Origin of the sequence: Halorubrum laminariae (assembly GCF_024494655.1) — an archaeon.
In the GTDB taxonomy this organism is placed as follows: Archaea; Halobacteriota; Halobacteria; order Halobacteriales; family Haloferacaceae; genus Halorubrum; species Halorubrum laminariae.
On the sequence record NZ_JANHDL010000002.1, the window covers coordinates 324,552 to 349,020 of the forward strand.

The 24,469-nt window shown below is 67.8% G+C and carries 27 protein-coding genes; 16 read left to right on the top strand and 11 right to left on the bottom strand.

From position 1 onward, the window contains the following. Positions 1–93: 93 nt before the first annotated feature. Together NO887_RS04660 and deoC are read right to left on the bottom strand one after the other, a co-directional pair. The gene (locus NO887_RS04660; protein ID WP_256417302.1) at positions 94–318 is read right to left on the bottom strand and encodes a hypothetical protein; all 225 of its coding nucleotides are present in this window, start codon (positions 316–318) and stop codon (positions 94–96) included. Positions 319–401: 83 nt separating this feature from the next. Then, positions 402–1,040, bottom strand: coding sequence for a deoxyribose-phosphate aldolase (deoC, locus tag NO887_RS04665; protein ID WP_256417303.1), 639 nt, complete (start codon positions 1,038–1,040; stop codon positions 402–404). Positions 1,041–1,147: 107 nt separating this feature from the next. Between deoC and gatD the strand changes: the two genes are divergently transcribed. From gatD to NO887_RS04685, 4 genes are read left to right on the top strand one after another with little or no spacing between them, the layout of a single operon-like run. After that, entirely contained in the window at positions 1,148–2,521 is a 1,374-nt protein-coding gene (gene gatD, locus NO887_RS04670) for a Glu-tRNA(Gln) amidotransferase subunit GatD (RefSeq protein WP_256417304.1), read from the top strand. Further along, a complete protein-coding gene (locus NO887_RS04675) occupies positions 2,518–2,703 on the top strand; it encodes a hypothetical protein (protein ID WP_379811627.1) in 186 nt (61 codons plus the stop codon). The genes gatD and NO887_RS04675 overlap by 4 nt, the downstream gene beginning before the upstream one ends. After that, the gene (locus tag NO887_RS04680; RefSeq protein WP_256417305.1) at positions 2,700–2,912 is read left to right on the top strand and encodes a hypothetical protein; all 213 of its coding nucleotides are present in this window, start codon (positions 2,700–2,702) and stop codon (positions 2,910–2,912) included. The genes NO887_RS04675 and NO887_RS04680 overlap by 4 nt, the downstream gene beginning before the upstream one ends. Positions 2,913–2,957: 45 nt before the next feature. Continuing rightward, the gene (locus NO887_RS04685; RefSeq protein ID WP_256417306.1) at positions 2,958–4,232 is read left to right on the top strand and encodes a DUF6498-containing protein; all 1,275 of its coding nucleotides are present in this window, start codon (positions 2,958–2,960) and stop codon (positions 4,230–4,232) included. 31 nt (positions 4,233–4,263) lie between these two features. On the opposite strand, the gene NO887_RS04690 is transcribed toward NO887_RS04685, so the two are convergent. Continuing rightward, entirely contained in the window at positions 4,264–4,785 is a 522-nt protein-coding gene (locus tag NO887_RS04690) for an HPP family protein (RefSeq protein ID WP_256417307.1), read from the bottom strand. A 110-nt stretch (positions 4,786–4,895) separates the two neighbouring features. On the opposite strand from NO887_RS04690, the gene NO887_RS04695 reads away from it, so the two are divergent. Then, a complete protein-coding gene (locus NO887_RS04695; RefSeq protein ID WP_256417308.1) occupies positions 4,896–5,876 on the top strand; it encodes a prepilin peptidase in 981 nt (326 codons plus the stop codon). A 2-nt stretch (positions 5,877–5,878) separates the two neighbouring features. On the opposite strand, the gene dnaG is transcribed toward NO887_RS04695, so the two are convergent. Further along, a complete protein-coding gene (dnaG, locus tag NO887_RS04700; protein WP_256417309.1) occupies positions 5,879–7,414 on the bottom strand; it encodes a DNA primase DnaG in 1,536 nt (511 codons plus the stop codon). A gap of 175 nt (positions 7,415–7,589) precedes the next feature. Here dnaG and NO887_RS04705 point away from each other — a divergent pair, with 175 nt between their 5' ends. From NO887_RS04705 to NO887_RS04715, 3 genes are all read left to right on the top strand, one after another. Beyond that, positions 7,590–7,862, top strand: coding sequence for a hypothetical protein (locus NO887_RS04705; RefSeq protein WP_256417310.1), 273 nt, complete (start codon positions 7,590–7,592; stop codon positions 7,860–7,862). Continuing rightward, on the top strand, positions 7,859–9,343 hold the full coding sequence (locus NO887_RS04710) for a sodium:solute symporter family protein (protein ID WP_256417311.1): 1,485 nt from the start codon (positions 7,859–7,861) through the stop codon (positions 9,341–9,343). Before NO887_RS04705 ends, NO887_RS04710 begins: the two co-directional genes overlap by 4 nt. Positions 9,344–9,437: 94 nt before the next feature. Then, a complete protein-coding gene (locus NO887_RS04715) occupies positions 9,438–10,124 on the top strand; it encodes a non-canonical purine NTP pyrophosphatase (RefSeq protein WP_256417312.1) in 687 nt (228 codons plus the stop codon). 61 nt (positions 10,125–10,185) lie between these two features. Here NO887_RS04715 and NO887_RS04720 read toward each other — a convergent pair whose 3' ends face one another. Next, entirely contained in the window at positions 10,186–10,461 is a 276-nt protein-coding gene (locus NO887_RS04720) for a PadR family transcriptional regulator (protein WP_256417313.1), read from the bottom strand. 513 nt (positions 10,462–10,974) lie between these two features. On the opposite strand from NO887_RS04720, the gene priS reads away from it, so the two are divergent. From priS to NO887_RS04735, 3 genes are all read left to right on the top strand, one after another. Beyond that, positions 10,975–12,138: a DNA primase small subunit PriS gene (priS, locus tag NO887_RS04725; RefSeq protein WP_256417314.1), complete on the top strand. Its 1,164-nt coding sequence runs from the start codon at positions 10,975–10,977 to the stop codon at positions 12,136–12,138. After that, complete coding sequence (locus NO887_RS04730; protein ID WP_256417315.1) at positions 12,135–13,274, top strand: DNA replication complex subunit Gins51; 1,140 nt, start codon at positions 12,135–12,137, stop codon at positions 13,272–13,274. The genes priS and NO887_RS04730 overlap by 4 nt, the downstream gene beginning before the upstream one ends. Positions 13,275–13,345: 71 nt before the next feature. Continuing rightward, on the top strand, positions 13,346–14,641 hold the full coding sequence (locus NO887_RS04735; RefSeq protein ID WP_256417316.1) for an MBL fold metallo-hydrolase: 1,296 nt from the start codon (positions 13,346–13,348) through the stop codon (positions 14,639–14,641). Positions 14,642–14,663: 22 nt separating this feature from the next. On the opposite strand, the gene NO887_RS04740 is transcribed toward NO887_RS04735, so the two are convergent. Continuing rightward, on the bottom strand, positions 14,664–14,921 hold the full coding sequence (locus NO887_RS04740) for a hypothetical protein (protein ID WP_256417317.1): 258 nt from the start codon (positions 14,919–14,921) through the stop codon (positions 14,664–14,666). A gap of 181 nt (positions 14,922–15,102) precedes the next feature. Between NO887_RS04740 and NO887_RS04745 the strand changes: the two genes are divergently transcribed. Next, positions 15,103–15,921 carry an inositol monophosphatase family protein gene (locus tag NO887_RS04745; RefSeq protein WP_256417571.1) on the top strand — a complete coding sequence of 273 codons (819 nt, stop codon included), beginning with the start codon at positions 15,103–15,105 and terminating at the stop codon, positions 15,919–15,921. Between the two features lie 61 nt (positions 15,922–15,982). On the opposite strand, the gene NO887_RS04750 is transcribed toward NO887_RS04745, so the two are convergent. Beyond that, entirely contained in the window at positions 15,983–17,251 is a 1,269-nt protein-coding gene (locus tag NO887_RS04750; protein ID WP_256417318.1) for a hypothetical protein, read from the bottom strand. Positions 17,252–17,564: 313 nt separating this feature from the next. Here NO887_RS04750 and NO887_RS04755 point away from each other — a divergent pair, with 313 nt between their 5' ends. Together NO887_RS04755 and NO887_RS04760 are read left to right on the top strand one after the other, a co-directional pair. Then, positions 17,565–17,786 (top strand): DUF8028 family protein, encoded by a 222-nt coding sequence (locus tag NO887_RS04755; protein ID WP_256417319.1) that lies wholly within the window; start codon positions 17,565–17,567, stop codon positions 17,784–17,786. Positions 17,787–17,972: 186 nt separating this feature from the next. Further along, positions 17,973–19,631, top strand: a complete 1,659-nt coding sequence (locus tag NO887_RS04760; RefSeq protein ID WP_256417320.1) for a DUF255 domain-containing protein — start codon at positions 17,973–17,975, stop codon at positions 19,629–19,631. Between the two features lie 54 nt (positions 19,632–19,685). Here NO887_RS04760 and mptA read toward each other — a convergent pair whose 3' ends face one another. After that, positions 19,686–20,615 (bottom strand): GTP cyclohydrolase MptA, encoded by a 930-nt coding sequence (mptA, locus tag NO887_RS04765; RefSeq protein ID WP_256417321.1) that lies wholly within the window; start codon positions 20,613–20,615, stop codon positions 19,686–19,688. A 205-nt stretch (positions 20,616–20,820) separates the two neighbouring features. Here mptA and NO887_RS04770 point away from each other — a divergent pair, with 205 nt between their 5' ends. Both NO887_RS04770 and NO887_RS04775 read left to right on the top strand, forming a co-directional pair. Beyond that, complete coding sequence (locus NO887_RS04770; RefSeq protein ID WP_256417322.1) at positions 20,821–21,114, top strand: 50S ribosomal protein L21e; 294 nt, start codon at positions 20,821–20,823, stop codon at positions 21,112–21,114. Between the two features lies 1 nt (position 21,115). Further along, positions 21,116–21,472 carry an RNA polymerase Rpb4 family protein gene (locus NO887_RS04775; RefSeq protein WP_256417323.1) on the top strand — a complete coding sequence of 119 codons (357 nt, stop codon included), beginning with the start codon at positions 21,116–21,118 and terminating at the stop codon, positions 21,470–21,472. Positions 21,473–21,580: 108 nt separating this feature from the next. Here NO887_RS04775 and NO887_RS04780 read toward each other — a convergent pair whose 3' ends face one another. Genes NO887_RS04780 through NO887_RS04790 form a run of 3 tightly spaced genes read right to left on the bottom strand, consistent with a single transcriptional unit; the run spans position 21,581 to position 24,053 of the window. Then, positions 21,581–22,345 carry an ABC transporter ATP-binding protein gene (locus tag NO887_RS04780; protein WP_256417324.1) on the bottom strand — a complete coding sequence of 255 codons (765 nt, stop codon included), beginning with the start codon at positions 22,343–22,345 and terminating at the stop codon, positions 21,581–21,583. Continuing rightward, positions 22,345–23,061, bottom strand: a complete 717-nt coding sequence (locus NO887_RS04785) for an ABC transporter permease (protein WP_256417325.1) — start codon at positions 23,059–23,061, stop codon at positions 22,345–22,347. The genes NO887_RS04780 and NO887_RS04785 overlap by 1 nt, the downstream gene beginning before the upstream one ends. Positions 23,062–23,063: 2 nt before the next feature. Next, on the bottom strand, positions 23,064–24,053 hold the full coding sequence (locus NO887_RS04790) for an ABC transporter substrate-binding protein (RefSeq protein ID WP_256417326.1): 990 nt from the start codon (positions 24,051–24,053) through the stop codon (positions 23,064–23,066). Positions 24,054–24,469: the final 416 nt, after the last annotated feature.

Genomic DNA, 24,469 nt, shown 5'->3' on the forward strand with positions numbered 1-24,469 from the left:
TGCTTTTTCAATTTCCACGGGCCGGTCAGCGACCACGACAGTTGCAGCCGTGATGTGCACGCTGCAGAGCTGGGTCCGATCTCCGAACCGGGCTCACCGACGGCGAAGCGCGTACGCCGCGTAGCCGACGGCGACGAGGAGCCCCGCCGAGAGGAGGCTGCCGAACACCGCTGGCGAGGTGGTGACGTACTCGCCGAACGGATCGGTCAGCGCGAGCACGCCGACGGTGAGCGCGACGGCGATCAGGATCCCAACCGCGCCGAACACCTTGAACGCCGCGTCAAGTCTGGGCTGTGCCGCAGTGGTCGAGTGGCTCATACCCACGCGTACGACGGCTGTATATAAATCACCACCACGGGATTCCCACGGGGAGAAAACGAGAGCGGCCGTCGCGCCGGCGGTCACGCGGGATAGCCGTCGACGATGGCGACACCGGAGGACGCACCGATCCGGACCGCGCCGGCATCGAGCATGGCTGTCGCCTCCGCGTAGGAGCCGACGCCGCCCGAGGCTTTCACCGGAAGGTACTCGCTCAGCAGGTCCACGTCGGGCACCGTCGCGCCGCCGTCGGCGAACCCGGTCGACGTCTTCACCATGTCGGCGTCGGCGGCGACGGCGGCCTCGCAGGCGAGACGCTTCTCGGCGTCGGTCAGAAGCGCCGTTTCGACGATCACCTTCACCGGGATCGGTACCGCGGCGACGACGCCGGATATCTCGGCCGCGACCGCGTCGTCCTCGCCCGCCTTGAGTCGACCGACGTTGATCACGAGGTCGATCTCGTCCGCGCCGTCGTTCCAGGCGGCGACCGCCTCGTCGCGTTTCACTCCCGGTGCGTGTTGTCCGTGGGGGAACCCGATCACCGTCGCGATCGTCACCGATCCGTGTCCGTAGTCGGTCGCCTCGGAGAGGTAACAGGGCGGAATACAGACGTTCATCCCGTAGTCTGCGGCCTCGTCGAGAACCGTCTCGACATCGCCCCACGTCGTCTCCGGGCCGAGCACGGTGTGGTCGATGCTGGCGGCGAACTCGTCGCGATCCATGCACCGATGGTGGGTGCGATGCTTCAAAGTCATATGAGGTCGGCGAGGGAACGCCTCCGCGTCGCCGAACGGTTGGATTCAAGTCCGCCGCAGGGGAACCGGGTGGTATGCAACCGGGAGATCGCGTCCGCGTCGACCGCGGGGACGTCACGAACGAGGGCGTACTGCTCCCCTCGACGACTCGCGACCACCTCGTCGTCAAGCTCGACGGCGGCTACAACGTCGGTATCGACCGCGAGGGGGCCGATGTGGAAGTGCTCGAATCCGGTGCCCGCGACATCGACGAGGGGGCAGACGCGGGCGGCGACGAGGCCTCCGAGATCACCTTCGACTCGGACCTCCCCACGATCTCACTCATCTCGACAGGCGGCACCATCGCGTCCACCGTCGACTACCGGACCGGAGCGGTCACCGCGCAGTTCGACGCCGAGGACGTGCTCCGGGCGGTTCCAGACCTCGCGGGGCGAGCGAACTACCGCGGGCGGGTCGTCGCGAATATCCTCTCCGAGAACATGGACCCGTCGATCTGGCGGGAGCTCGCGGCCGCCGTCCGCGACGAGATCGAGGCGGGCGCAGACGGCGTCGTCGTGATGCACGGCACCGACACGATGCAGTTCTCCGCGTCCGCGCTCTCCTTCGTCCTCGATTCGCCCGTCCCTGTCGTGTTCACCGGGAGCCAGCGCTCCGCGGACCGGCCCTCCTCGGACAACGTGATGAACGCGGTGTGCGCCGTGGAGGCCGCGAAGGCCGACCACGCCGAGACGCTGGTGTGCATGCACGCGACGCAGTCCGACGACGCCTGCGCGCTCCACCGCGGTACCCGCGTGCGGAAGAACCACACCTCGCGCCGAGACGCCTTCGAAACCGTCGGTGCCGCGCCGCTCGGGCTGATCGACTATGAAGCGGCCGCCGAGGCGGGAGCCGACGGCGACGCGGCCGACGGCGCGATCGAGTGGAACCGCGAGCATCTCCCGCGCGGCGAAGGCGCGGCCGGTGAAGATGGCAGAGACGGCGCGGGCGACGGAGACGACGCGGACGATGGAGATGGCGCGGGCGACGGAGACGACGAAGTCGCCGTCGGCTTCCGTCCCGACCTCGCCGCCGACGTGGAACTCGTCAAGTTCACGCCGGGAATGGACCCGGCGGCGTGGGATTACCTCGACGGGAAACGCGGCATCGTGATCGAGGGGACCGGCCTCGGCCACGTCCACACCGACCTGATCTCGCGGATCGAGGCGCTCGTCGAGGGCGGCGCGGTCGTCGCGATGACGAGCCAGTGCCTCGACGGGCGGGTCTGTGATCGGGTGTACGACACCGGTCGCGACCTGCTCGACGCGGGCGTCGTCGAGGCGGGAGACACGCTCCCGGGCACCGCGAAGGTGAAGCTAATGTGGGCGCTCGCGAACCTCGACGACCCCGCCGACGCGATGGGGCGCGATCTTGCCGGGGAACTGACGGAGGAGTCGCAGCCCTGGCGATGAGCGACTTGGAAGCGGGTCCCGATCCCGTCATCCGCGAGGCCCACCCCGGCGACGCGGACGCGGCTCGCGTGCTTATCGCCGAGACGGTCGAACACATGAGCGATACCGCCGCGAACCGGATCCCGGTCGCGACCGAACCAGACTTGGTGATGGCCGCGGATCTCACGCGGGGAGCGTCATGAGCCTCTTCGGCGTCGCGCTCCCGTGGTCGCTCCCGCTCACGCTCGTGATCTACGGCGTCGTCGTCGCCGCCACCGTGTGGATCTATCGCGACGCGAGAGCGCGAGGGAGCCGATACGCGCTCGTCTGGGCCCTCTCGACGCTCGTGTTCACGATCGTTCCGGTGCTCGCGTACCTGTACCTTCACCGCGACGCGGGACCGGCGCGGTGACCCGCACCGACCACTTATGAATCCGGACGCGGATCGCTCGGACGGATGCCCGCTACAGACCGCGCTCCACGCCTGAGATCCCTCTCTCGGAGTCGTCGTCCGCGGACGATCGCGCTGCTCGTCTCCAACGGCCTCCCGCTCGTCGGCGTCGTCGCGCTCGGGTGGAACGCGGCCGCACTGATGACGCTCTACTGGTTCGAACTCGGGATCGCCTCCTTTTGGGCCGTCGTTCGCGCGCTGTTCGCCGGTCGGCCCGCGGAACTCGATTCCGACGGGCTGATCGTCGGCGCGCTCGCGGCGAGGCGCGCCGCGATACGGGTCCCGAGAACCGACCTCCGGATCCGGCTCTCGACGCTCCTCGTGCTCCCGATTTTCGTCCCGGTCCTCGCAGGCGTGTGGTTCGTCGCCGGGGTCGTCACCGTCGGCGTCGCCGTCGACGGGGGACTCGCACCCGGCGCGCTCGACTCGGTGACGCTCGCGGTGCTCGCGATCTTCGCGACCGAGGGCGCGACGACGCTCGTCGACTATCTTTATAAGGGCGAGTACCGCGAGCACAGCGCGCAGACCGCGATCCGGGGCGTCTTCTTCAGGGCCGGCTCGGTGGCGGTCGGCGGGATCGTCGCCGTCACGCTGATCGGTGCGGCGACGGTGGGGACCGACGCCGAGCTGTCCGCGGTCGATCCGGGTGCCGTCGGTCTCCCGCTTCTCGTCGGGATCGTCGCCGTCAAGGCCGCCTTCGACCTCGCCGGGCTGTACCGCGACCGACTCACCGCCGTCGACGAGTCGTCGACGCTGGAGATCGGGTGGGCCTACGACCCGCCCGACGACGACGCGATCGAGGATCCGCTCCCGGACGCGACCCGGCGGGTGCGTCCGACCCTCCGCAGCCGACTGTTCGGGGGAGTCGCGAGCGCTCCGCGACACCCGGGCGTCGCGTACTTCAGCGCGCTGTGTCTGGTCGGCGGCCTCCTGTTCGCGACCGGCAGGGTCTGGGATATCGCCGCACTCCTTTTCGCGGCCGGTGTCGCGCTCCCCGTGCTGCTTTTGAGTATCGACTACTGGCTTCGGTACGGCCTCGTCGAGTACCGCGTCGGCGACGACGCGCTCGTCGCCTACGACCGGCTGTTCGGGACGGCTCTGTGGCGCGTCGAGCCGTGGAACGAGACCGATCTGCGGGTGAAACGCGGGCGGCTCGACCGCCGGCTCGACACCGAGACCGTCGTGATCGAACTCCGCGACGACAAACACCGAATTCCGGGAATTCCCGACACCGAACCCATCCTCGAAGTCTTCGACAGGCGGGCGGAGCGATCGGAGTGATCGAAGCGCTCGAACCGACCGAACACTGCGGTTAGCGTTCCTCGACCCGGTAGAATGGGTGTGCGTCGCCCACGATCCGCTTGAAAACCAGAATCACGCCGGCGTGAAAGCTCACGAGCACGGTCACGCTCGCGACGATGACCGCCACCTCGACGGGGGTCGAGAGAAGGCCGAGCGACACGATGAGCGTCGTCGCACAGGCGGGCGCGTGGACCGCGTCGGTCGCGATCATCGCCCAGCTCGTCGCTACGAGCGAGAGAGTGGCGCTCGCGACGAGCCGGAACCCCGCCGGCGAGAAGGCCGGTGGAGTCGCGGTCAGGGCCGCGCCGGCGGCGATCAGTTGCCACGCCGCGAAGCCAGCGACGCCGCCGAGGAGGTGACTGCCGACGATCCGAGCGGCTCGCCCCCGCTCGGCTCGGCGGTCGAATGCGAGCGCGAACGCCGACGGGCCGAGGCTCGGGAAGACGAACGGCTGGCCCGTCGCCCACGCGATCGCGGCGAGGACCGTGAAGAGCAGTCCGGCGTAGAGGCTAGTCCCGACACGACGGCGCATTGCGACCGAGTCGGCGATCGACTCACAAAGCCCCGTCGGATCTCGGCCGAAATATCGTTCGCGATACCCGAACCCGAACGCCTAATTACGCCCGCGACGCCCGTCGTGACATGTTCGCGACGCTGCCGGACGCGCTCCGACTGCTCGTCGTCCCCGTCTTCGCGTGGGCGGCGCTCCGAGACGTCCGGACCCGCCGCCTCCCGAACCGACTGTGGCCGCCGCTGTACCTCTTCGGCGCGCTGCTTCTGGTCTGGGAGGTGGTCGCGCTGTGGCCGCTCGCGGGGGTTGAGGGGCGACTATTCTTTGTCCGCGTGGCGATCAGCCTGCTGTTCGTCGCGCCGCTCGGCTACGCGTTCTGGTACCTCGGCGCGTTCGGGGGGGCGGACGCGAAGGCGCTCATCGCGCTCGCTATCGTCTTTCCGACGTTCCCGGCGTACGAGGTCGCTGGGGCGACTCTCCCGATCGTCGACACCCAACTCGGCGTCTTCTCGCTCACGATACTGACGAACACGGTCCTGATCGGGCTGGCGTACCCCCTCGGACTGGCCGTCGTCAATCTCGTTCGCGGCCACGTCGCGCCGACGATGTTCCTCGCGCGGTCCGTGAGCGTTGACTCGCTCCCCGACCGGCACGGGCGGCTCTTCGAGAACGACGAGGGCACGACGCGGAACGGGCTCGACCTCGACGCCCTCCGGATGTACCTCCGCTGGCGGGGGCTCACGCTTTCCGATCTGCGCGCCGATCCCGACCACCTGCGCGACCCCGACAGCGTCGACGAGACGTTCGATCCCACCGACGGCGGCACGCACGTCGGCCCGCGAACCGACGGCGGCGTCACCGGATCGGCGGACGGCGCGGCAGTTCACGACGATCCATGGGCGGCCGAGCGGTTCCTCGACGAGATCGATCACGGCGCGTACGGCACCGACGCCGACACGCTCCGCGGCGGACTGGCGGCCGTCGCGCGCGAGGACCGGGTGCTGGTCTCGCCGGGGATGCCGTTCGTCGTCCCCATGGCCGTCGGACTGGGGGTCTCGCTGACGTACGGCGACGCGCTGTTCGCGGCGCTCGGCGCGCTCGGCGCGGTCTAGTCTCAGCTCCCGGCGCGGAGATCGCCCACCGTCAGCACGCGCGTGCCGACCGGTCGCTTCACGAACTCGCCGGTCTCGCGGCCGAGCAGTTCTCCGACTCCTCGCTGGGCCGCCACGTCGAGGAGGCGCTGGTCGATCCGTCCGTCGATGACGACCGCATTCGGAGCGGTGTCAGCGCGCTCGATCGCGTCGAACGCGTCGGCTGCGGCGACCTCCGCGAGCACGCTGCGGTCGTCATCGAGAAGACGGGCCCGGCCGCTCCCCGCGTCGACGATTTCCTGTACGTGCTCTTCGAGCGACCTCGGCTCGTCGTCGGCGGTGGCCGTCGCGACGTCGTCGGTTGCTGACTCGGCGTCGGAAGCGGATTTCGCGTCGTCGTCAGGGGACTCGTCGTCGACATCGTCTGTCTTGTCGCCTGCGTCGCGGTCGGGAGCCTCGCGTTCCCCGTTGCCGATCGCGTCGGCGTCCGTGTCCACGTTCGCGTCGGGGTCCGACTTGCCGTCGTCTCCGGCGCGCTTGTCGCTCTCGGCCGCGCTTTCGGACGCGGCGGTCGACGGAGCGGGACCGTCGGAATCGGACGGTTCGGATGGTTCAGACAGTTCGGTCGGTTCGGTCGCGGCCGACCCGTCAGCGCTGACGGACTCGACCGCGCCGGCCCCGTCGGTGGCACCGGGCGCGTCCGCGACTGACCCCGCGTGCGGCTCCGCCTCGGCGGCCTCGCGGAGGTTCGGTTCGTCGGCGAGACTGCTGTACGGGACCTTTCCGCGCAGCGCGTCGAACACGGCGCTGCGGTCGAGGTCCTCGACGGACTCGCCCGGCGGTGCGAACGCGACGTAGTCGACGTCACCGACCTGCGCCAGCTCGCGTAAGATGAGCTCGCCGCCGCGGTCGCCGTCGAGGAAGGCGGTGACGGTGCGGTCTGCGGTGAGATCCGCGACCGCCTCGGGGACGTTCGTCCCCTCGACGGCGACCGCGTTCTTGATCCCGCAGTCGAGAAGCGTCAGCACGTCCGCGCGCCCCTCGACGACGATGACGGCGTCTGAGTCGCCGACGCGCGGCCCGGCCGGGAGCCCTCGATAGTCGATGATCCCCTCGACGCGGGCGGCCTCTCGGACCTCTTCGAGGATGTCGTCGCTCGCGAGACTCGTCTCGTCGAAGCCGCCGGCGATCAGTTCCTTGGCGCGCTCGACGACCTCGCGTCGCTTCGCCGCTCGCACGTCTTCGATGCTCGTCACCTCGACTGACGCGCGACACGGGCCGATGCGGTCTATCGTCTCCAACGCGGCCGCGAGGATCGCGGTCTCTACTTTGTCGAGACTCGATGCGACGGTGACCTCGCCGAACGACTGGCCGTTCTCGGACTCGACGGCGACATCGATCCGACCGACGCGAGAGGACTCCTGAAGGTCTCTGAGGTCGAGTTCCTCACCGAGGAGCCCCTCGGTCTGGCCGAACACCGCACCGACGACGTCGCTCCGCTCGACGACGCCGTCGGCCGCGATGGTGGCGTGAATCAGATATTTTTCTGTGTCTTTCATGATGGGTGAATGGTGATGATCGGGCGGCGCTGACCGCCCGTGCGTCGTTGTGGCCGTCGCGGAAAATAGTTATCGCACTGTCTCCGTTGTCACTGATTGAAGAGAATAATTCTACAAAGCTCTAAATCGAATCTGATTAGTAGGTTTTATGCACTTAGAAATGATTTTCGTCGATATGGGCCGAAGTCGGAAAGATATCGTGTGGATACCGGTGTTCGCTGTACTCGTCGCCTTCGCCGTGCCGTGGCCGCTGTGGGGCGTCGACCTGATCGTGGCGGGGCTTCCGGTGTGGATATGGTGGCACATCGCGTGGTTGGGACTCTGTGCGCTGCTGTTCGCGCGATTCGTCCGGAGCGGGGCGTGGGAGCGTGGAATGGGACGCCACCCGGCACCGAACGCGGCCACCGGACAGACGAGCGAATCGGTCGCTCGGGGTGACGAGCCGTGACCCTCGGCCTCTCGCTCGGAGTGATCGTCGGCTACCTCGTGATCGCGCTGGCCGTCGGCCTCGTTGCGTATCGGGTCTCGGAGACGACGGCGGAGGACTACTACCTCGCGAACCGGTCGATAGGGACCGCCGTGTTGCTTTTCACCACGTTCGCGACCCTGTTGTCGGCGTTCACCTTCTTCGGCGGACCGAACCTCGCGTTCGCGGCCGGACCGGAGTGGCTGATAGTGATGGGAACCCTCGACGGCGTGTTGTTCGCGGTGCTTTGGTACGCGATCGGCTACAAGCAGTGGCTGATCGGTGACCGACACGGCTACGTCACGCTCGGCGAGATGCTCGGTGACCGATTCGGCTCGACGGGGCTCAGGGCCCTCGTCGCGAGCGTGAGCCTGCTGTGGCTGTTCCCGTACGTCATGCTCCAGCAGATGGGCGCGGGGGAGGCGCTCGTCGGACTGACCGGCGGTGCGGTCCCGTACTGGGGCGGCGCAGCGCTCGTCACCGCCTTCATGATCCTCTACGTCGTCCTCGCCGGGATGCGCGGCGTCGCGTGGACGGACACGATCCAGGGCCTGTTCATGCTCTCGATCGTGTGGATCGCGGCCGTCTGGGTCGTGTCGGCTGTTGGCGGCGTCGGCGCGGCGACGGGCGCGATGCTCGACGCCCGGCCCGAATTCGGGAGCTTCGGCGGCGGGACGTACTCGCCGGGATTCATCGTCTCCTCTGTCGTCACCATCGCGTTCGGCGTGACGATGTTCCCGCAGATCAACCAGCGGTTCTTCGTCGCTGACTCGGGCGAGACGCTGAAGCGGTCGTTCGTCCTGTGGCCGGTGCTCGTCCTCCTGCTCTTCCTCCCCGCGTTCATGCTCGGAGCGTGGGCCGCCGGGATGCCGATCGACGTACCCGATGGGGCGAACGTGCTCCCCGTCGTGCTGAACGAATACACGCCCGCGTGGTTCGCGGCGCTCGTGATCGCCGGCGCGATGGCCGCGATGATGTCTTCGTCCGACTCGATGCTACTGTCGGGGTCGTCGTACTTCACCCGCGACCTGTACCGCCCGTTGATCAACGCCAACGCATCCGAACGCCGCGAGGCATGGCTCGCGCGGATCGGCGTCGCCGTCTTCGCGCTGCTCGCGTTCGTCGCGAGTCTGTTCCGGCCCGGCACGCTGATCGAGGTCGGCGACACGGCGTTCTCCGGCTTCGCGCTGCTCGCACTCCCCGTGATCTGCGCGCTCTACTGGCCCCGAACCACCCGGACCGGGATGATCGTCGGGGTCGCCGTCCCCCAACTGGCGTACCTCGCGGTGGTGCTGTCGTCGGTCGTCTCGGCTGTCCCGACGCTGCCGCGAACGGTCGCGGGTGGCTGGGACGTGGCGCTGGGTCTGATGGTGCTGTCCGCGCTGCTCACCGTCGGCGTCTCGCTCGTGACCGCCCCGACCGCGGAAAGCGACGCCTCACGGTTCGCCGTCGCGGGCGACTGAGTCACGCCGGGGTTGGCGACCGACCGTCGAGCGGCCGACCGACCGGCAGCCAGCGACCGACGGCTATTCCTCTCCGCCGGTCACATCGAGGGTCGTGCTCAGATACGTCACGACGAACCCGGGAAAGGTGCGCGAGGCGGAGCAGTACCTGACGGACGGCTCCGTCAGCCAGCTCGACTTTGATTACACGGAGATACAGGCCGACGATCTCGGACCCATCGCCGCGCGCGGCGCGCGAGAGGCGCACCGCCACGCTGACGAGCCTGTGCTCGTCGATGACGCGGGACTGTTTATCGAGGGGCTCGACGGCTTCCCCGGGCCCTACTCCGCGTACGTCGAGGAGACGCTGGGGATCGAGCGCGTCCACGAGATCGCCGCCAGTCTCGACGACCGGCGAGCCGCGTTCCGGTGCACGCTCGGCTACTGCGACGGAGACGGGTTCGCCGCGAGCCCCGATCCGGTCGACCGAGGCGAACGCGACGCTGCCGCAGCCGCCGGACCGGAGACGGGCGACGGAGAGTCGGGTGACGATGGAGGGGAAGGCGACGAGGAGACGAAGCCCGCAGACGCGCTGCCGGTCAAACTGTTCGAGGGCTACGTCCCCGGACGGATCGTCTCACCGCGTGGCGACGGCGGATTCGGCTATGACCCGATCTTCGAACACGACGGAGAGACGTTCGCAGAAATGGACACGGACCGGAAGAACGCTGTCTCACACCGCGGGCGAGCGCTCTCGAAGTTCGCGGAGTGGTACGCGGACCGGGGACACGTGGATCGGTAGCTCACGGCTTCGACTAGTCGTCTCGACAAGAGCGATACCGTGGCGGTGCGGTCTCAGCGACCTAGTGTTCGATGTACTGCGTTTCCCACTCGGTCCGGGCGTCGATCTCGCGCTGACCGCGTCGCGTCAGGGTATAGTAGTTCGTTCGCCGGTCGCGCTGGCCCTTCTCGACGAGCCCCTTCTCGACGAGGGTGTCGAGGTTCGGATAGAGTCGCCCGTGATGGATCTCTTTTTCGTAGTAATCCTCCAGTTCGTCTTTGATCGCGAGTCCGTGCGGTTCGTCGAGCCCGGCAATCACGTATAGCAGGTCACGCTGAAAACCTGTGAGGTCGTACATACAACTGCGTACACGTTCAGTTTGTTAACAGATAAATATATCGTTATGAATAGACGCTATTGGCCCTATCGACCCAATTAGGCCGTGAATTCCCCACCTCAGACCTATCAGAATTACAACTGACGTTCGCGATCCGACCGCGATGTCGCCCCGACAGTCGTTTCTATACGTTGATATAATGGCCCGAATCGACGACTCTCGACGCGCTCAGGTCGGTGAGTCATCGGCAGAAAGAGACACGCCCGACGCGGAAAAAAGCCGCGTCGGGCGTGTCGTTGGTCCCCGCTGACGCTTCGGCCCTCCAGACGAAGCGTCACCCGACGATAACGGGCACGGAGTGATAAACCTGACGAGCGTGCGCCACAGGTGTTCGATTATTCACACGTGCGAGATCTCAAACGTGTATCAGTTCCGAGCACACAGAACAGAGCCGTACACCGAAACTCACAGACTGACGATCGGCCGCCGCGAACGGCAACGTCTATACGTCGACCGCGGGTATATCGCGAGAGCATGGACGATCGGACGCGCGAGTATCTGAAGGGGCGGTTCGGCGACTACTACCGCCGCGCCTCGCCCGCGCTTCCCCCGGACGCGAACCTCCGCGAGTGGGGGCACATCCCGTGGACCCCTGGGTCGGGCACGACGATGGTTCGCCACCAATCGTTGTTCGACCTCGGCGACGTCGACACCTTCTTCGCGGACAACGCGCCGCGACACGCGTACTTCTCGGCCGCGCGCTACGACGACCCGGGCGCGTCGACGATGTCGAAGAAGGGGTGGCGCTCTGCGGATTTGGTCTTCGATCTCGACGCCGACCACCTCCCCGGCGTCGATCCGGAGACCACCTCGTACCCCGAGATGCTGGCCGAGTGTAAGGACGCCCTCTGGCGGCTGCTCGATTTCTTGGAGAACGACTTCGCGTTCGACGATCTCACCGTCGTCTTCTCCGGGGGACGGGGGTACCACGTCCACGTCCGCGACGAGAGCGTCCGCGGTCTCGACAGCGAGGCGCGCCGCGAAATCGTCGACTACGTCCGCGCGATCGACCTCGACGCCGAGGGGCTGATCCGGACGGTCTCCGAGCGGGGCACGACGAAGCGCGTGCTCCGCACCGAGGGCGGGTGGGGCGCGCGCGTTCACGAGGCGCTCGTCGAGTACGCGGACGACCTCCGCGACATGGACGAGGACGCCGCCCGCGAGCGGTTGATGGAGTTGGAGGGGATCGGCGAGGGGCGCGCGGAGACGATCCTCGGCGCGTTCGAGCGCAACCCGACCGCGGTCCGCGAGGGCAACGTCGAAGCCGGCGGGCCCGGGGTGCGGCGGCTCGTCTCTGCGCTCGCCGCGCGCGTAGCCGCGACCGACACGGCCCCGATCGACGAGCCGGTCACGACGGACACGCGGCGGCTCATTCGGCTCCCGAGAACGCTCCACGGCGGCTCCGGGCTCGTCGTCACCCCGATCGACCGCGACGACCTCGACGACTTCGACCCGCTTCGAGACGCGGTTCCGGAGCGGTTCGTCGGCCGCGACATCCGGATCGAAAGCGACGCGGATCGGACGGTAGAACTAAACGGGGAGAGGGTGTTAGTGGAATCCGGTAGAAACACCGTGCCCGAGTTCGCGGGGATATTTCTGATGACCCGCGGCGAGGCGCGGAAATCCTCCGAACGATGAATCTCGACGAACTCAGGTCGGCGCAGGCCAAGGAACGCCGTAAGGACAGCCTCCAGCACCTGCGGGACTCGTTTTACGACGACGTGGCCGCGTACGTCGCTGACCTGCGCGCGGCCCGCGACCGGCGCGCAGCGCAGGTGGACAAGCCGTTCTCCGACGACGACGTGCGGCGCATGTCGGACGAGGTCGAGACCGCAGAGGAGGTCGCAGAGGCCCTGTACGAGCGCCGCGTCGGCAAGGTCGTCAAGCTCGCCTCCTTCGCCGCGGCCGACATGCCCGTCGAAGACGAGGGGATGACGACGGAGGAACGCGAGCTGTTCGACGACCTCGTCGACCGGATCGGCGAGAACAAGTCCCGCGTTCTCGACGTGCTCTCGGGTGAAACGCCGCCGTCCGGCTCGGATGAGTCCTCTCCCCTGTCCGAGCCGGACGCGAGGGCGTCGCCCGCGGCGTCAGAATCGACCGCCGAACCGGACGGGCTGACGCCCGGTTCGGCCGCAGCAGAGTCAGACGCCGCCGTGTCAACATCTGATACGTCGGCAGCCGATGCTACCTCGACACCCGACGCTACTCCCCCACCCGATGCCGCGGATTCCGGCGCGCTCGCGGGAGCGATGGGGGGATCGGAGTCCGACGCGGCCGAGGACGTGTCGCTCGGAGACGCCGACGAAGCGTCTCCCGCAGGCGCTGGCAGTGCGGCCTCAGAGAGCGCTGGCGACGCGGTTCCCGACATCCCCAACGCGCCGGCCGCGGACCCGACAGACGCAGCTGACGGATCGACTGCGTCGGGGGAGGCGACCGCAGTGCCGCCGGAGCCCGCGCCGCCGGGTGCGCCGGGCGTGGAGGACGCGGAGCCGCGGGGCGACGCATCGGACGCAGCCGGCGACGCGGGTACCGACCCCGAGCAGCGCGGGGACGGCGGCGTCGCCCGCCACGCCGAGAACACCGAAAATCCCGATACGGCCGACCCGTCGGCGCGCGACGACCGCACCACGGTCAAGATCACCCGCGACGTGGGCGCGATCCTCGGCGTCGATGACCGGGAGTACGAGCTCGCGAGCGAAGACGTGGTGACGCTGCCGGCGGAGAACGCGGATCCGCTCGTCCAGCGCGACGCCGCCGAGCGGCTGGACTGACGGCGCGGGTCCGATTTTCCGCGAGACTCCGACCGACGGACACTAACACCGAGAGCGACTATGCTCCGGCGATGGAGATCGAGTTTCTCGGCGGAGCCCGCGAGGTCGGTCGAAGCGCCGTCCTCGTCGACGACGCCCTCCTGCTCGATTACGGGCTGTTGACCGGCGAGCCTCCGCAGTATCCGATCCGCGATCCCGAACCCGACGCGGTCGTCGTCTCGCATGGCCACCTCGACCACGTCGGGGCCGTTCCGGCGCTGTTGAAGGGGTCGCGCCGGCCGACCGTACACTGGACGCCGCCGACCGCGGAACTCGCTCGGACCCTCGCACGCGACACGCTCAAGCTCCACGGAACCAGCCCGCTGTGTCCCTTTTCGCAGGAGCACGTCGCGCGCCTCGGCGAAGTCGAGGATCGACACGGGTACGCGGAGCCGTTCGAGGTGTGCGGCGGCCCCGCGGCCGGCGGCTACGAGGTGACGCTGTTCGACGCGGGTCACATCCCCGGCTCTGCACACGTGCTGGTGGACGACAGCGTGGGACGGAGTCCCACTGGCGATCGGACGAAGTCCGATAACGGAGACACCCGGCTCCTGTACACCGGCGACTTCCACACCGACGACCAGCGGTTGGTGTCCGGAACGACCGCCCGGCCCGACGCCGACATCGTGATCTGTGAGGCCACGTACGCCGACGTGTGCCACGAGGACCGGCGCAGGGTCGAAGAGCGCTGGATCGAGCGCGTTCGGACGACCATGTGGGAGGGTGGGACGGTCGTCGCGCCCGCGTTCGCCATCGGCCGGACCCAAGAGATGCTGCTCGTCGCCGACGCCGCCGACCTGCATCCGTACGTCGACGGGATGGGCGTGGACGTGACGCGGATGCTTCGGCAGTACCCGACCTTCCTGCGCGATCCGGACGCGTTCGGTCGGGCGACGAGCGCGGCCCGGTTCGTGACGGGGCGAGACGGCCAGCGCGAGCGGATCGCCGGCGACAACGAGCTGATCGTCACCACGTCGGGGATGCTCGCCGGCGGCCCGGTCCGCTCGTACCTCCCCGCGATCCGGGCGAATCCGACGAACGCGGTCACGCTGACCGGCTATCAGGTGGCGGGAACGCCCGGCCGCGAGCTACAGGACCACGGGCGAATGGAGATCGACGGGCGAGTCCGACCCGTGAGCGCGGCCGTCGAGTCGTACGACTTCTCCGCGCACGCGGACCGAGGCGGACTGGAGTCGTTCCTCGGCGACTACGCCGACGCGCGGGTGATGATTGTCCACGGGGACCGATGCGAACCGTTCGCCGACGATCTGAAAAAAGCGGGATTCGACGCGATCGCACCCGAACTTGGGGAGCGAATCGACGCGTGAAGCGGAGGCCGCAGCGGACGAGTCAGGCTCCGCCGTCGGTGTACGCCCAGCCGTCGAGCACGCGCTCCGCGGTCGCGTTCGCCTCCGCCGGGGTGGGACAGCAACCGTCGTCGACCTCGTCGGAAAGCGCTCCCGCGAGCGCGTAGACAGCAGCCCCGTCCGCGCGGTCGGCGACGCGCTCGAACGTCGGCCGGTAACCGGCGGCGGCGCGCTGTCCGATCTCGTCGAGCGAAGCGTCGATGGCGTATTCGAGCTGCCGGACCGCTTCCTCTGGTTCCATATCCGTCCCTCCGCGTCCGACTCACTTAAAGGTACTCTGATTCGGAATCGAGTTAATAGCGGTGGAGATTCGACGGTGTTCACCCGATGGTTCTGTTCGTGACCACCCAATGGCGCTGTTCGACCCGATGGCGCTGTTCGTGATCGACGCGCATACGCGTCGCGAGCGCGGAGGACGCGGCATGAGTGATACGGACGACGACACGGTCGACGCAGCCGAGCGCGCCGCCGTCGCGGAGCGCGCGGCCCGGGCCGGCGCGCGGGTCGCACACGACAGGTTCCGGAGCGACATCGCGGTCGAGACGAAAGGCCAGATTGACGTGGTGACCGAGGCCGACCGCGCGGCCCAGCGAACCGTGATCGCGGAGATTCGAGAGTCATTCCCCGACGACGCGATCGTCGGCGAGGAGGAGGACGAGCGGAAGACCGTTCCCGACGAGGGTACAGCGTGGGTGATCGACCCGATCGACGGCACGAGCAACTACGTCAGAGACATTCGCGTGTGGGGGACGGCGGTCGCGGCGGTCGTCGACGGCGAGCCCGTCGCGGCCGCGGTCGTCGCGCCCGCGCTCGGCGACGCCTACACCGCCGACGCCGACGGCGCGTACCGCAACGGCAAGCCCATCGTGGTCAGCGACGTGAGTGACGTGCGTCGGAGCACCGTCGCTCCGACGCTCTGGTGGGACCTCGACGCCCGCGACGAGTACGCGGCGGCCTGCGAGGCGATTGTTCACCGATTCGGCGACATGCGACGGCTCGGCTCGGCACAGGTCACGCTCTCGACGGTCGCCGCCGGCGGGCTCGAAGGGACCGTCTCGAACCTGCGCGCGAACCCGTGGGACTCCGTCGCGGGCGTGTTCATCGTTCGGCAGGCTGGCGGCCGCGCCACGGATCTCGCGGGCGACCGCTGGCGACACGACTCGACCGGACTCGTCGTCTCGAACGGCTGCCTCCACGACGAACTACTCGCGGCCGCGAGAGCGATCGGCGAGTCGACGTGACCTTGTCGGGGCCACGTCGTCGATATCGGATTCGTCAGAGGTTGGATTCGTCGGAGGTCGGTCAGCCAACGTAGTCGAACGCGACGGCGAGGTCGTCGCCGCCCCAGAAGACGAACCGGTAGCGACCGGCCGCAAGATCGGGACAGACACGGAGAACGTCTGCGTGCGGCCCCCCCTCGATCAGTCCCGATTCCGTCATCTCGAACTCCCACGTGAGCGACTCGCCCGGATCGACGCCGATCGCCTCGTCTGTGTATCCGAATGGCCCCTCGCCGTCGGTACCGCGGATCTCCGTCCAGCCGGCCTCCGTCCGGAGTTCGAGGTTGTACTTGCCCTGATTGCCGATGTGAGCCGGCCGATCGGAGACGTTCGTCAGCTCGATCCGGAAGGGGTCGCCGCGAGCGAGTGGGCCGGCAACGGGGGCGGTATCGCCGCCGGTTCCGTCCTCGTCTTCCATTTCATCGCCAGCGCTGTCACTTCTCTCGTCGTCGGGACTCACGATCCGGAGCGCGAGCGGCCCCGCGTCATCGTCGTCGTCGGAGCCAGCGTCGTCGGCGTCGGATCCGTCGTCGCCGTCGCCACCCACTCCGCCACCGCCGCCCCAGTTGACCGCGCCCTCGTACACCTGCGGATGTCGCTCGAACCCCTCGGTCTCGCAGTCGAATGAGGCGGGGATCGCGGTCGGCTCGCCGTCGGGACGGACGACGCCGGGCAGCACATCGGGGTCGACCACGCCGTCGTCGCAGACTGTTCCCGTCTCACCCCAGCCGTCAGTGACCTGTAGCCGCACCGACACCGGGCGGGGATCGGACTCGATCCGCACCATCGCGGCGGGATAGGTGATCGCCTGTCCGCACCCCTCGTCGACTGCCGCGGTGTCTTCGACTCGGACGCTCGCGGTCAGCGTCCCGTCCTCGATGGTGATGTCCTCAAACGACAGCGCGGAGTGACACGTCGTCGGTCCGACCGACTCGACGTACACGACGACGGCGCGCTCGAAGTCGGTCTCCGAGACGAACGTGCGCGTCTCCTCGGACGCGTCGTCGAGCAGCCAAGTCGCGTCTTCCTCCGCCGCGATGCGCGTGCAGAATCCCCGCCGCGACCGACGGTCCCACGCCGGCCCGGACAGCGGCGACTCGACCTGCAGCACGGTCCGTTCGGTCGGGGCGTCCGCGTCGCCGTCAGTTCCGTCGTCTCCGTCGCCACCGTCGGTTCCGTCACCGTCGCTGCCGGGTCCATCGCTACCGTCTCCGCCCGTACAGCCGGCGAGCGCGCCGACACTTCCCGCGACGACGCTGCGGATCGCCAGTCGACGCGTGATCTCGGTCATACCTCTTCTACGGCGGGAGCAGATAAGTGTCTCGTGTACGGACAACCGACTGTTTGTGTTATCCCGCTCTCCGTGCCACTCGGGATCTTCGCTGGGGAATGGCCGAACCAGTTGCCCACGACCGGAGCGGCCGAGATCGACGTCGGTTCGGAACAATAACGAGAATCTGAGAAAAAGGATGAGAATAGTCGATAAACGATTAAACGCATTCTGCGTGCGTTGTAAAACGTCCCGCGACCGCCGAGAAATGAGGTGAAAATCCCCGAACCCTCTCCCGGCTATATGTGGGTCCCCGTCGTAGGCAGAAGTGAGCATGTCAACCCCCGCTTCCACTCGCCTCGTCTCCGGTCGGCACGTCGCCGACCTGATGACCGGCACGGTGAAGGCGGTCGCCTTCTGGGCGGCCATCGCCATCCCGCTCGCGTACCCCGTGTTGCTGTACGAAGGGCTCGACGGAACGACCGGACTGTGGTTCGTCGGTTTACTGATCGCCAACGTCGCCGCGCTCGCGCTCGGTCACGACCACAAACGCTGACTGTCACAAACGCTGACCGTCACGATCACGGGCGTTGATCGGCCGACTGCACGCGGCCGGCATCGCGCGGTGCGTCCCGCCGACATCTCCCCGGCGGCCACCGGATCCACGCCCTCCACAGCCGTCGACCGCCCGCGCGCCGGCCCGTCTCGAAGCGCTTACCCGCGATCCGACCCGACTGCGCGTATGACCGACGAGACGCACGTCGAGTGGCGCGACTGGGGCCCCGAGGCGTTCGCCGAGGCAGACGATCGGAACTGTCCGGTGCTGCTGTCGCTGTCCGCGACGTGGTGCGAGGGCTGTCACGAGATGGATGCGGTCACGTACGCCGAGCCGCGGATCGCCGCCAACGTCAACGAGGGGTTCGTCCCGATCCGCGTAGACGTCGACCGCCACCCGCGGGTGCGCGAGCGGTACAACATGGGCGGGTTCCCGACGACCGCCTTCCTCACGCCCGAGGGCGAACTTCTCACCGGTGCCGGCTACCTCGACGTGGACGGGATGCGGCAGGTACTCGAATCTGTCCGACAGATGTGGACCGAGAAGGGCCGCGAGGCCGGCCGCGTCCCGCGCGCGCTCGACGCCGACCTGCCGCCCCGCGGCGAGCTGACCGACGCCGTCGAGAGTCACCTCGCCGGACAACTGGAGGTGAAGTACGACGAGGAGTACGCCGGCTGGGGGACGGACGCGAAGTTCCCGCTCCCTCGGACCGTCGAATTCGCCCTGAAGCGCGACCGGGACCGCGCGCTCCGCACGCTCGACGCGGTCCGTGATCACCTCGCCGACGAGGTCGACGGCGGCTTCTTCCGATTCGCGGGGACCCGCGACTGGGGCGACGTGGCCTACGAGAAGCCCCTCGACACGAACGCCGCGGTCACCCGCGCATTCGCGAACGCCTACCTCTACACCGGCGACGAGGCGTACCTCGACCCCGCGCTCGACGCCGTCGGCTTCCTCACCGACGACCTCTGGACCGGCTACGGCGTCGGCGGGAGCCTCGGCCCCGGGCTCGGCCGCGCCTACTACGCCGCGTCCGCCGAGGACCGCGCCGATCTCGACGCACCGCGACGCGACTTCACCGTCTTCGCCGGCGGGAACGCGCTGGCGGCCGACGCGCTGCTCACCGTCGCCGCCTACACCGACGACGACCGCGCCCGCGAGTACGCGAGCCGGATCCTCGACGGACTCGAACGCGACCTGATCGACGCCGACACCGGAAAGGTGACCCGCTACCGCGGCAGCGACGCAGTCGGGGAGTCTGACCTCCTCGACGACGCCGCTCACGTCGTGAGCGCGTACGCCCGCGCGGCGGGCGTGCTCGGTGAGGGAGTGGCCGTCGCCCGAACCGTGGCGGACCGTGCGATAGAGCGACTGCACGTCGACGGCTCGTTCGTCGACGGCCCCCGATCAGGAGCTGGTCTGCTCGACCGTCCGTTCCGGCCGCTCGACGGGAATGTGGAGATGGCGACCGCGCTGCTCGATTTAGCGGCGCTGACCGGCGAGGATCGGTACCGGGCGGTCGCTCTGGAGACCGCCGAGTCGTTCGCGGGTGCGACCGAGCGGCTCGGCGTCCAAGTCGCCGGGTACGGCAGCCTCGTCGGCCGACTCCTGCGCGGGACGACGGCAATCGCCGTCGGCGACGAGCCGGGAAGCGACTTGCACCGCGCCGCGTGGCGCGTCGCGGACCACGAGAAGGTCGTCGCGCCGAACGCCAATCTACCGGGCGCACCAACTCCCGAGACGGTTCCGGAGGGAGCGGCGGTGGTCATCGCCGGCGACGCCGTCTCGGACCCCGCAGACTCGCCCGACGCGCTGCTGGAGCGGGTAGCGACGCTCGCTGAGTAGGTCCTCCAGTCTGTGGCGCGAGAGACGCCTGCGCGACATCCCTGCGTGATATCCCTACGCGGCGTCCACTTCGTTGCGGAGGTTGCCCATGCGAACCTCGCGTTCGGCGTGGGCGTTGTGCTGGTGGATCGACTCGTCGTTCGACTGTTTCATGTGGATGACGGCGTCGTCCGAGAGGTGATCGAACTCCGTGACGGTCCCCTCAGCCAGCGCGCGGACACAGTCCTCAACGAACTTCGCGTCGGCGTGGGCTGCATAGGTCATGTGGTCTTCGTCGGGGCGCTTCGCCATGTTGTAGATGCGCGCGCTCATCGCGTCGCGGGCGACGTCGATCACGTCTCGGAGGTCGATTTCGGGGTGGCCGTCGGTCGTGATCGTTAGCGTCGCGTGGCCGCGCTGAGAGTGGCCCGGCTGCGGGACGGCCTCTAGGAACTCCTCTGTCGTCTCCTCGTCGACGCCAAGTTCGGCGAGTTTCTCTCTCGCACGCGACTCGCTCATCCCCTGTGAGCACGGACAGACGGTCATACCCGTGACCTCCGCACCGATCTCCTCGCGGGTCCCCTCCTCGGTCGCGGTGGCGCTGGCGACGATCTTCGCCGTGCTCTGCGTCTCGATACCGGACGCGGGCGTGTCCTCGCGGGTGACGAGCTCCGCCGACATCGACACCTCGGCGGTGGTGGTGTAGTCGTGTTTCTCCAAGAGTCGCTCGGCGGCGTCGCCGCAGACCTCCTCGACGCGATACGCTTCCTCGCGGGTTATCTCCTCCAATATCTCATCGATGGTCGCGAGGTTCCGGGACATGTCGATCCCCTTGCGGCCGCTCGGGAGGTCGACGAACACCTCGAACTCGGCCATGAGGACGATCGGCCGATCGCCGTTCCGCGAGATCTTGACGAGCTTCTCGACGCCGGTGACGCCGACCTGCGAGAGCCCGACGGTCACGTCGGGTGCCGACGCCTGTACGTCCGGCAGCTGATGACTCATTACGTTCCCGGTAGGGAAGTCACGGGATTAGCCCTTTCGAAAGGGGGGGCTCCGATCGGGTGTTCTCGGCATCGGTGGCCGGATTTTCGAGTGCGGCCGCGAAACGACGAAGCCGCGATCGCGCGGTCACGGTGTGCGATCGGCTCCCGGTCTCGGACCGTAACGCACCATTTATAACCGCGGCAGCGGAAGAGTGCGCAAGACCATGCCGAGTTCCAATGGGCCTCAGAAGGCGACTCGCGACAAGCTCTCGAACAAACCCCGCGACCGCGGCACGTCGCCCCCGCAGCGCGCGATTCAGGAGTTCGAGGAGGGATCGCGGGTCCACCTCAAGATCGACCCGAGCGTCCAAGAGGGTCGCTTCCATCCGCGGTTTGACGGCCGCACCGGAACGGTAACGGGTAAACAGGGCGCTGCGTTCACCGTGGAGATCTCCGACGGCGGCAAGACGAAGACGCTCATCGTCCGAGCCGCCCACATGAGCGCGCAGCAGAACTGAGATGACGATATTCAAAGAGAAGGTTGACGAAGAGTTTGTCACCACGTCGGAGGCGAAAGAGATCCTCGTCGAGATCGAGGCCGAGCGAGCGGACGACGAGGACCGCGACCTCCGATACGAACTCGCCCGCGCGATCGAGCACGTCAACCGGTTCGCCCGCCTCGACGCCGACGAGTCCCGCGAACTCGTCGAGGAACTGACCGAGTTAGAGCCGATCGACGTTCCGACGGCCGTGAAGATCGCCGACCTCCTGCCCGAGGACCGGACCGAACTGCGCTCGGTGTTCGCCCAAGAACGCTATTCGCTCGACGGCGACGAACTCGACGATGTCCTCAACGTCGTCGCGAAGTACGCCTGAGCAGACGGCTTCACGACCCGCGGACCGCCGCATATTTCTCGAAGTTCGTCGCAGACCCCAACAAGGGTTCCGGCGGTCTCGACCGCACCGTTCTAACGCCGGTCCGCGTCAGTACACAAGTTCGCCGTCGATGAACTTCTGCGTACGCTCGTCGGACGGGTTCTCGAAGACGACTTCCGTCGGAGCCATCTCGGTGATTCCCTGATCTAAGAGCACCGCGACGCGGTCGGCCACGCGGCGCGCTTGATGCATGTCGTGTGTCGCCACGACGACGCCGATACCGCGGTCTCGTGCCGCCGCGATCGCCGATTCGATGACCGCGGTGTTTCGCGGATCGAGGTCGGAGGTCGGTTCGTCGAGCAGTAGGACATCGGGTTGATACGCCAGTGCGCGGGCAAAGGACACACGCTGGGCCTCGCCGCCCGATAGCGATCCCGCGTCCTGCTCTACTGCGTCCGCGAGGCCGACGACATCGAGGGCGTCGTGAACGGCGTCCGCGGTGGAATTCGATCCGACGAGCGACGCGACCGTACTCCGGAGTCGATCGCGCCAAGGTCGCCGAATCCGGAGGCCGTACTCGACGTTGCGGGCGACGGGGGCGTCGAAGAGACTCGCCTCTTGAAAGACCATGCCGACACGTCGCCGAAGCGAGAGCCGCGCCGATTCGTCCGCGGCCCAGACATCCGTTCCGTCGAGCGTGACGGCACCTTCGTCCGGTTCGAGCGAGAGTGAGAGCAGTCTGAGAAGTGTCGTCTTCCCGACGCCCGAGGGGCCGATGACGGCGACGACTTCGCCCGCGTCAACGCCCATCGAGAGGGTTCGAAAGACGGGGTCGGATCCGTACGACATCGTCACGTCCGTCGCGCGCAACATCACTGCTGCACCCCCCGATCGCCGAAGCGGACGACCACGGCGTTAACGAGCAACACGAGCGCGACGAGCACGGTCCCGAGAACCAGCGCAGTCTCGTACTGTCCCTGTCGGGCTTCGAGCTGGATGGCGGTCGTGAGCGTTCGGGTCTTCGAGATGCCGTCCGCGCTCGTGATGTTGCCGCCGACGATGAGCACGGATCCGACCTCGCTGATCGCGCGACCGAACCCGGCCAACACGGCCGTCGCGATGCCGTACCGCGCCTCCTTAACGACCACCAGTGCAACGTCGAACCGGGTGCCGCCGAGCGTCCGCGCGGCGTCGCGAACACCCTCGTCCACGCCGGTGACCGCCGCGAGGCTGATCGCCGTGATCGGCGGCGTCGCGAGCACGAACTGCGACATGATCATCGCCTGTTTGGTGAAGATAAGGTCGAGCGAGCCGAGCGGCCCCTGATTCGAGACGGCGAAAAGCACCATCAGTCCGACGACGACGCTCGGAAAACCCATCCCCGTGTTGATGACCGACTTCACGAACTGCTTTCCGGGGAACTCGCTCAGGCCCACGACGATCGCGACCGGAATGCTGAACAGGGTGCTCAGCGCCACGGCGGCGAGGCTCACGTACAGCGAGACGTAGATGATACTGGAGACGTACCCCTCTCTGAACGAGACGTCGAGAAGGGCCGGAACGACCTGTGCGATCGGTTCGAGCGGCACGCTCACTCCTCTGTGGACTCGCCACTCCAGCCTTCCGGAACGTACTGCTGGAAGTTCGGGTCCTCCGAGACCGCCTCGGGGAAGAACAGCTGCTCGCCGTTCACTTGGTACTCCGAGACAGCGTCTTGGACGCCGGGGCTCGTGATCCAGCCGATGTACGCCATCGCGAGGTCGTAGTTGGCGTTGTCGTGCACGCCGGGGTTGACGGCCATGATTCCGTAGGGGTTCGCGAGAATTTCCGGTCCGTCCTCGATGGGTCCCTGCACGAGTATCGTCAGGTCAATCTCCGACCGCTGCGAGATGAACGTCCCTCGGTCGGCGAGCGTGTACGCCCTCTGCTGGTTCGCGACGTTCAGCGCCTCACCCATCCCGGTGCCGGTCTCCTGGTACCACTCGCCGCCCGGATCGGTTCCGGCGGCCTCCCAGAGGTTGAGTTCCTTGGTGTGTGTCCCCGAGTTGTCGCCACGCGAGACGAACATCGCCTCGGCGTCGGCGATGCTCGTGAGCGCGTCGGTCGCCGACTCCATCCCTTGGATCCCCGCGGGGTCGTCTTCGGGCCCGACGATCACGAAGTCGTTGAACATCAGGTCGCGACGGTTGACCCCGTACCCGTTGCGCAGGAACTCGTCTTCGAGCCCGCGGGCGTGGACCATCACCACGTCGGCGTCGCCGTTGCGAGCCGATTCGAGGGCGGCACCCGTCCCCTGTGCGACCGCGTCGACGGACACGTCGTACATGTCTTCGAAGTCGGTGTGGATCTCGTCGAGAAGTCCCGTGTCGTAGGTACTCGTCGTCGTCGTGAGCGTGAGCGTCTCGCCTGCGACGCCCACCTCGCTCCCGTCGGAGCCGTCGCTCCCGCTCCCCCCGTCGGTACCGTCCTCGCCGTCGGCACCGTTTCCGCCACTGTCTCCGTTCGACTGCGAACAGCCGGCCGTGCTCGCGACCGCCCCAGCGCCGAGCGCGGCGATAAGTTCTCGTCGTTGTATCGTCATAGACACACCGTTGGACTGATACTAAATATAGCTTATGCCGCGTAGTGCAGGTGGCGTGGTGGAAATAACCGAGCGAGCGGCGTCGCTAGCGGGTATTTGTCTGTCGTTACTGACACCGGGAATGATCTCGAAGTCCAGCCCGCACGATCCCCGCACCTCACGCCTCCCCAGCCTCGCGGCTCGCTGCTCGCGGTTTCACCGCTCGCAATCGAGGTGTTCGCTCCGCTCACACCTCGCTCGCCGCATCCCTCGCGGGCGGTTCGCGCCGCGCCGCGTCGCTCACCGGCGCGCCGACCGCCGCGTTCGGTTGTCAGCCGTCGCCGACGCTCGTCGCTGGCTCGACTTCGCTCCGCTCGGTCGAACTGCGGAAATCGAAGATTTCCGCGCTTGACTTCGGCTTACACCCCGTCAAACAA

Bases quoted from the DNA above. Each gene is read 5' to 3' on its own strand.
- NO887_RS04660 (WP_256417302.1), bottom strand. From the start codon at position 318: ATGAGCCACTCGACCACTGCGGCACAGCCCAGACTTGACGCGGCGTTC.
- deoC (WP_256417303.1), bottom strand. From the start codon at position 1,040: ATGGATCGCGACGAGTTCGCCGCCAGCATCGACCACACCGTGCTCGGC.
- gatD (WP_256417304.1), top strand. From the start codon at position 1,148: ATGCAACCGGGAGATCGCGTCCGCGTCGACCGCGGGGACGTCACGAAC.
- NO887_RS04675 (WP_379811627.1), top strand. From the start codon at position 2,518: ATGAGCGACTTGGAAGCGGGTCCCGATCCCGTCATCCGCGAGGCCCAC.
- NO887_RS04680 (WP_256417305.1), top strand. From the start codon at position 2,700: ATGAGCCTCTTCGGCGTCGCGCTCCCGTGGTCGCTCCCGCTCACGCTC.
- NO887_RS04685 (WP_256417306.1), top strand. From the start codon at position 2,958: ATGCCCGCTACAGACCGCGCTCCACGCCTGAGATCCCTCTCTCGGAGT.
- NO887_RS04690 (WP_256417307.1), bottom strand. From the start codon at position 4,785: ATGCGCCGTCGTGTCGGGACTAGCCTCTACGCCGGACTGCTCTTCACG.
- NO887_RS04695 (WP_256417308.1), top strand. From the start codon at position 4,896: ATGTTCGCGACGCTGCCGGACGCGCTCCGACTGCTCGTCGTCCCCGTC.
- dnaG (WP_256417309.1), bottom strand. From the start codon at position 7,414: ATGAAAGACACAGAAAAATATCTGATTCACGCCACCATCGCGGCCGAC.
- NO887_RS04705 (WP_256417310.1), top strand. From the start codon at position 7,590: ATGGGCCGAAGTCGGAAAGATATCGTGTGGATACCGGTGTTCGCTGTA.
- NO887_RS04720 (WP_256417313.1), bottom strand. From the start codon at position 10,461: ATGTACGACCTCACAGGTTTTCAGCGTGACCTGCTATACGTGATTGCC.
- priS (WP_256417314.1), top strand. From the start codon at position 10,975: ATGGACGATCGGACGCGCGAGTATCTGAAGGGGCGGTTCGGCGACTAC.
- NO887_RS04730 (WP_256417315.1), top strand. From the start codon at position 12,135: ATGAATCTCGACGAACTCAGGTCGGCGCAGGCCAAGGAACGCCGTAAG.
- NO887_RS04735 (WP_256417316.1), top strand. From the start codon at position 13,346: ATGGAGATCGAGTTTCTCGGCGGAGCCCGCGAGGTCGGTCGAAGCGCC.
- NO887_RS04740 (WP_256417317.1), bottom strand. From the start codon at position 14,921: ATGGAACCAGAGGAAGCGGTCCGGCAGCTCGAATACGCCATCGACGCT.
- NO887_RS04745 (WP_256417571.1), top strand. From the start codon at position 15,103: ATGAGTGATACGGACGACGACACGGTCGACGCAGCCGAGCGCGCCGCC.
- NO887_RS04750 (WP_256417318.1), bottom strand. From the start codon at position 17,251: ATGACCGAGATCACGCGTCGACTGGCGATCCGCAGCGTCGTCGCGGGA.
- NO887_RS04755 (WP_256417319.1), top strand. From the start codon at position 17,565: ATGTCAACCCCCGCTTCCACTCGCCTCGTCTCCGGTCGGCACGTCGCC.
- NO887_RS04760 (WP_256417320.1), top strand. From the start codon at position 17,973: ATGACCGACGAGACGCACGTCGAGTGGCGCGACTGGGGCCCCGAGGCG.
- mptA (WP_256417321.1), bottom strand. From the start codon at position 20,615: ATGAGTCATCAGCTGCCGGACGTACAGGCGTCGGCACCCGACGTGACC.
- NO887_RS04770 (WP_256417322.1), top strand. From the start codon at position 20,821: ATGCCGAGTTCCAATGGGCCTCAGAAGGCGACTCGCGACAAGCTCTCG.
- NO887_RS04775 (WP_256417323.1), top strand. From the start codon at position 21,116: ATGACGATATTCAAAGAGAAGGTTGACGAAGAGTTTGTCACCACGTCG.
- NO887_RS04780 (WP_256417324.1), bottom strand. From the start codon at position 22,345: ATGTTGCGCGCGACGGACGTGACGATGTCGTACGGATCCGACCCCGTC.
- NO887_RS04790 (WP_256417326.1), bottom strand. From the start codon at position 24,053: ATGACGATACAACGACGAGAACTTATCGCCGCGCTCGGCGCTGGGGCG.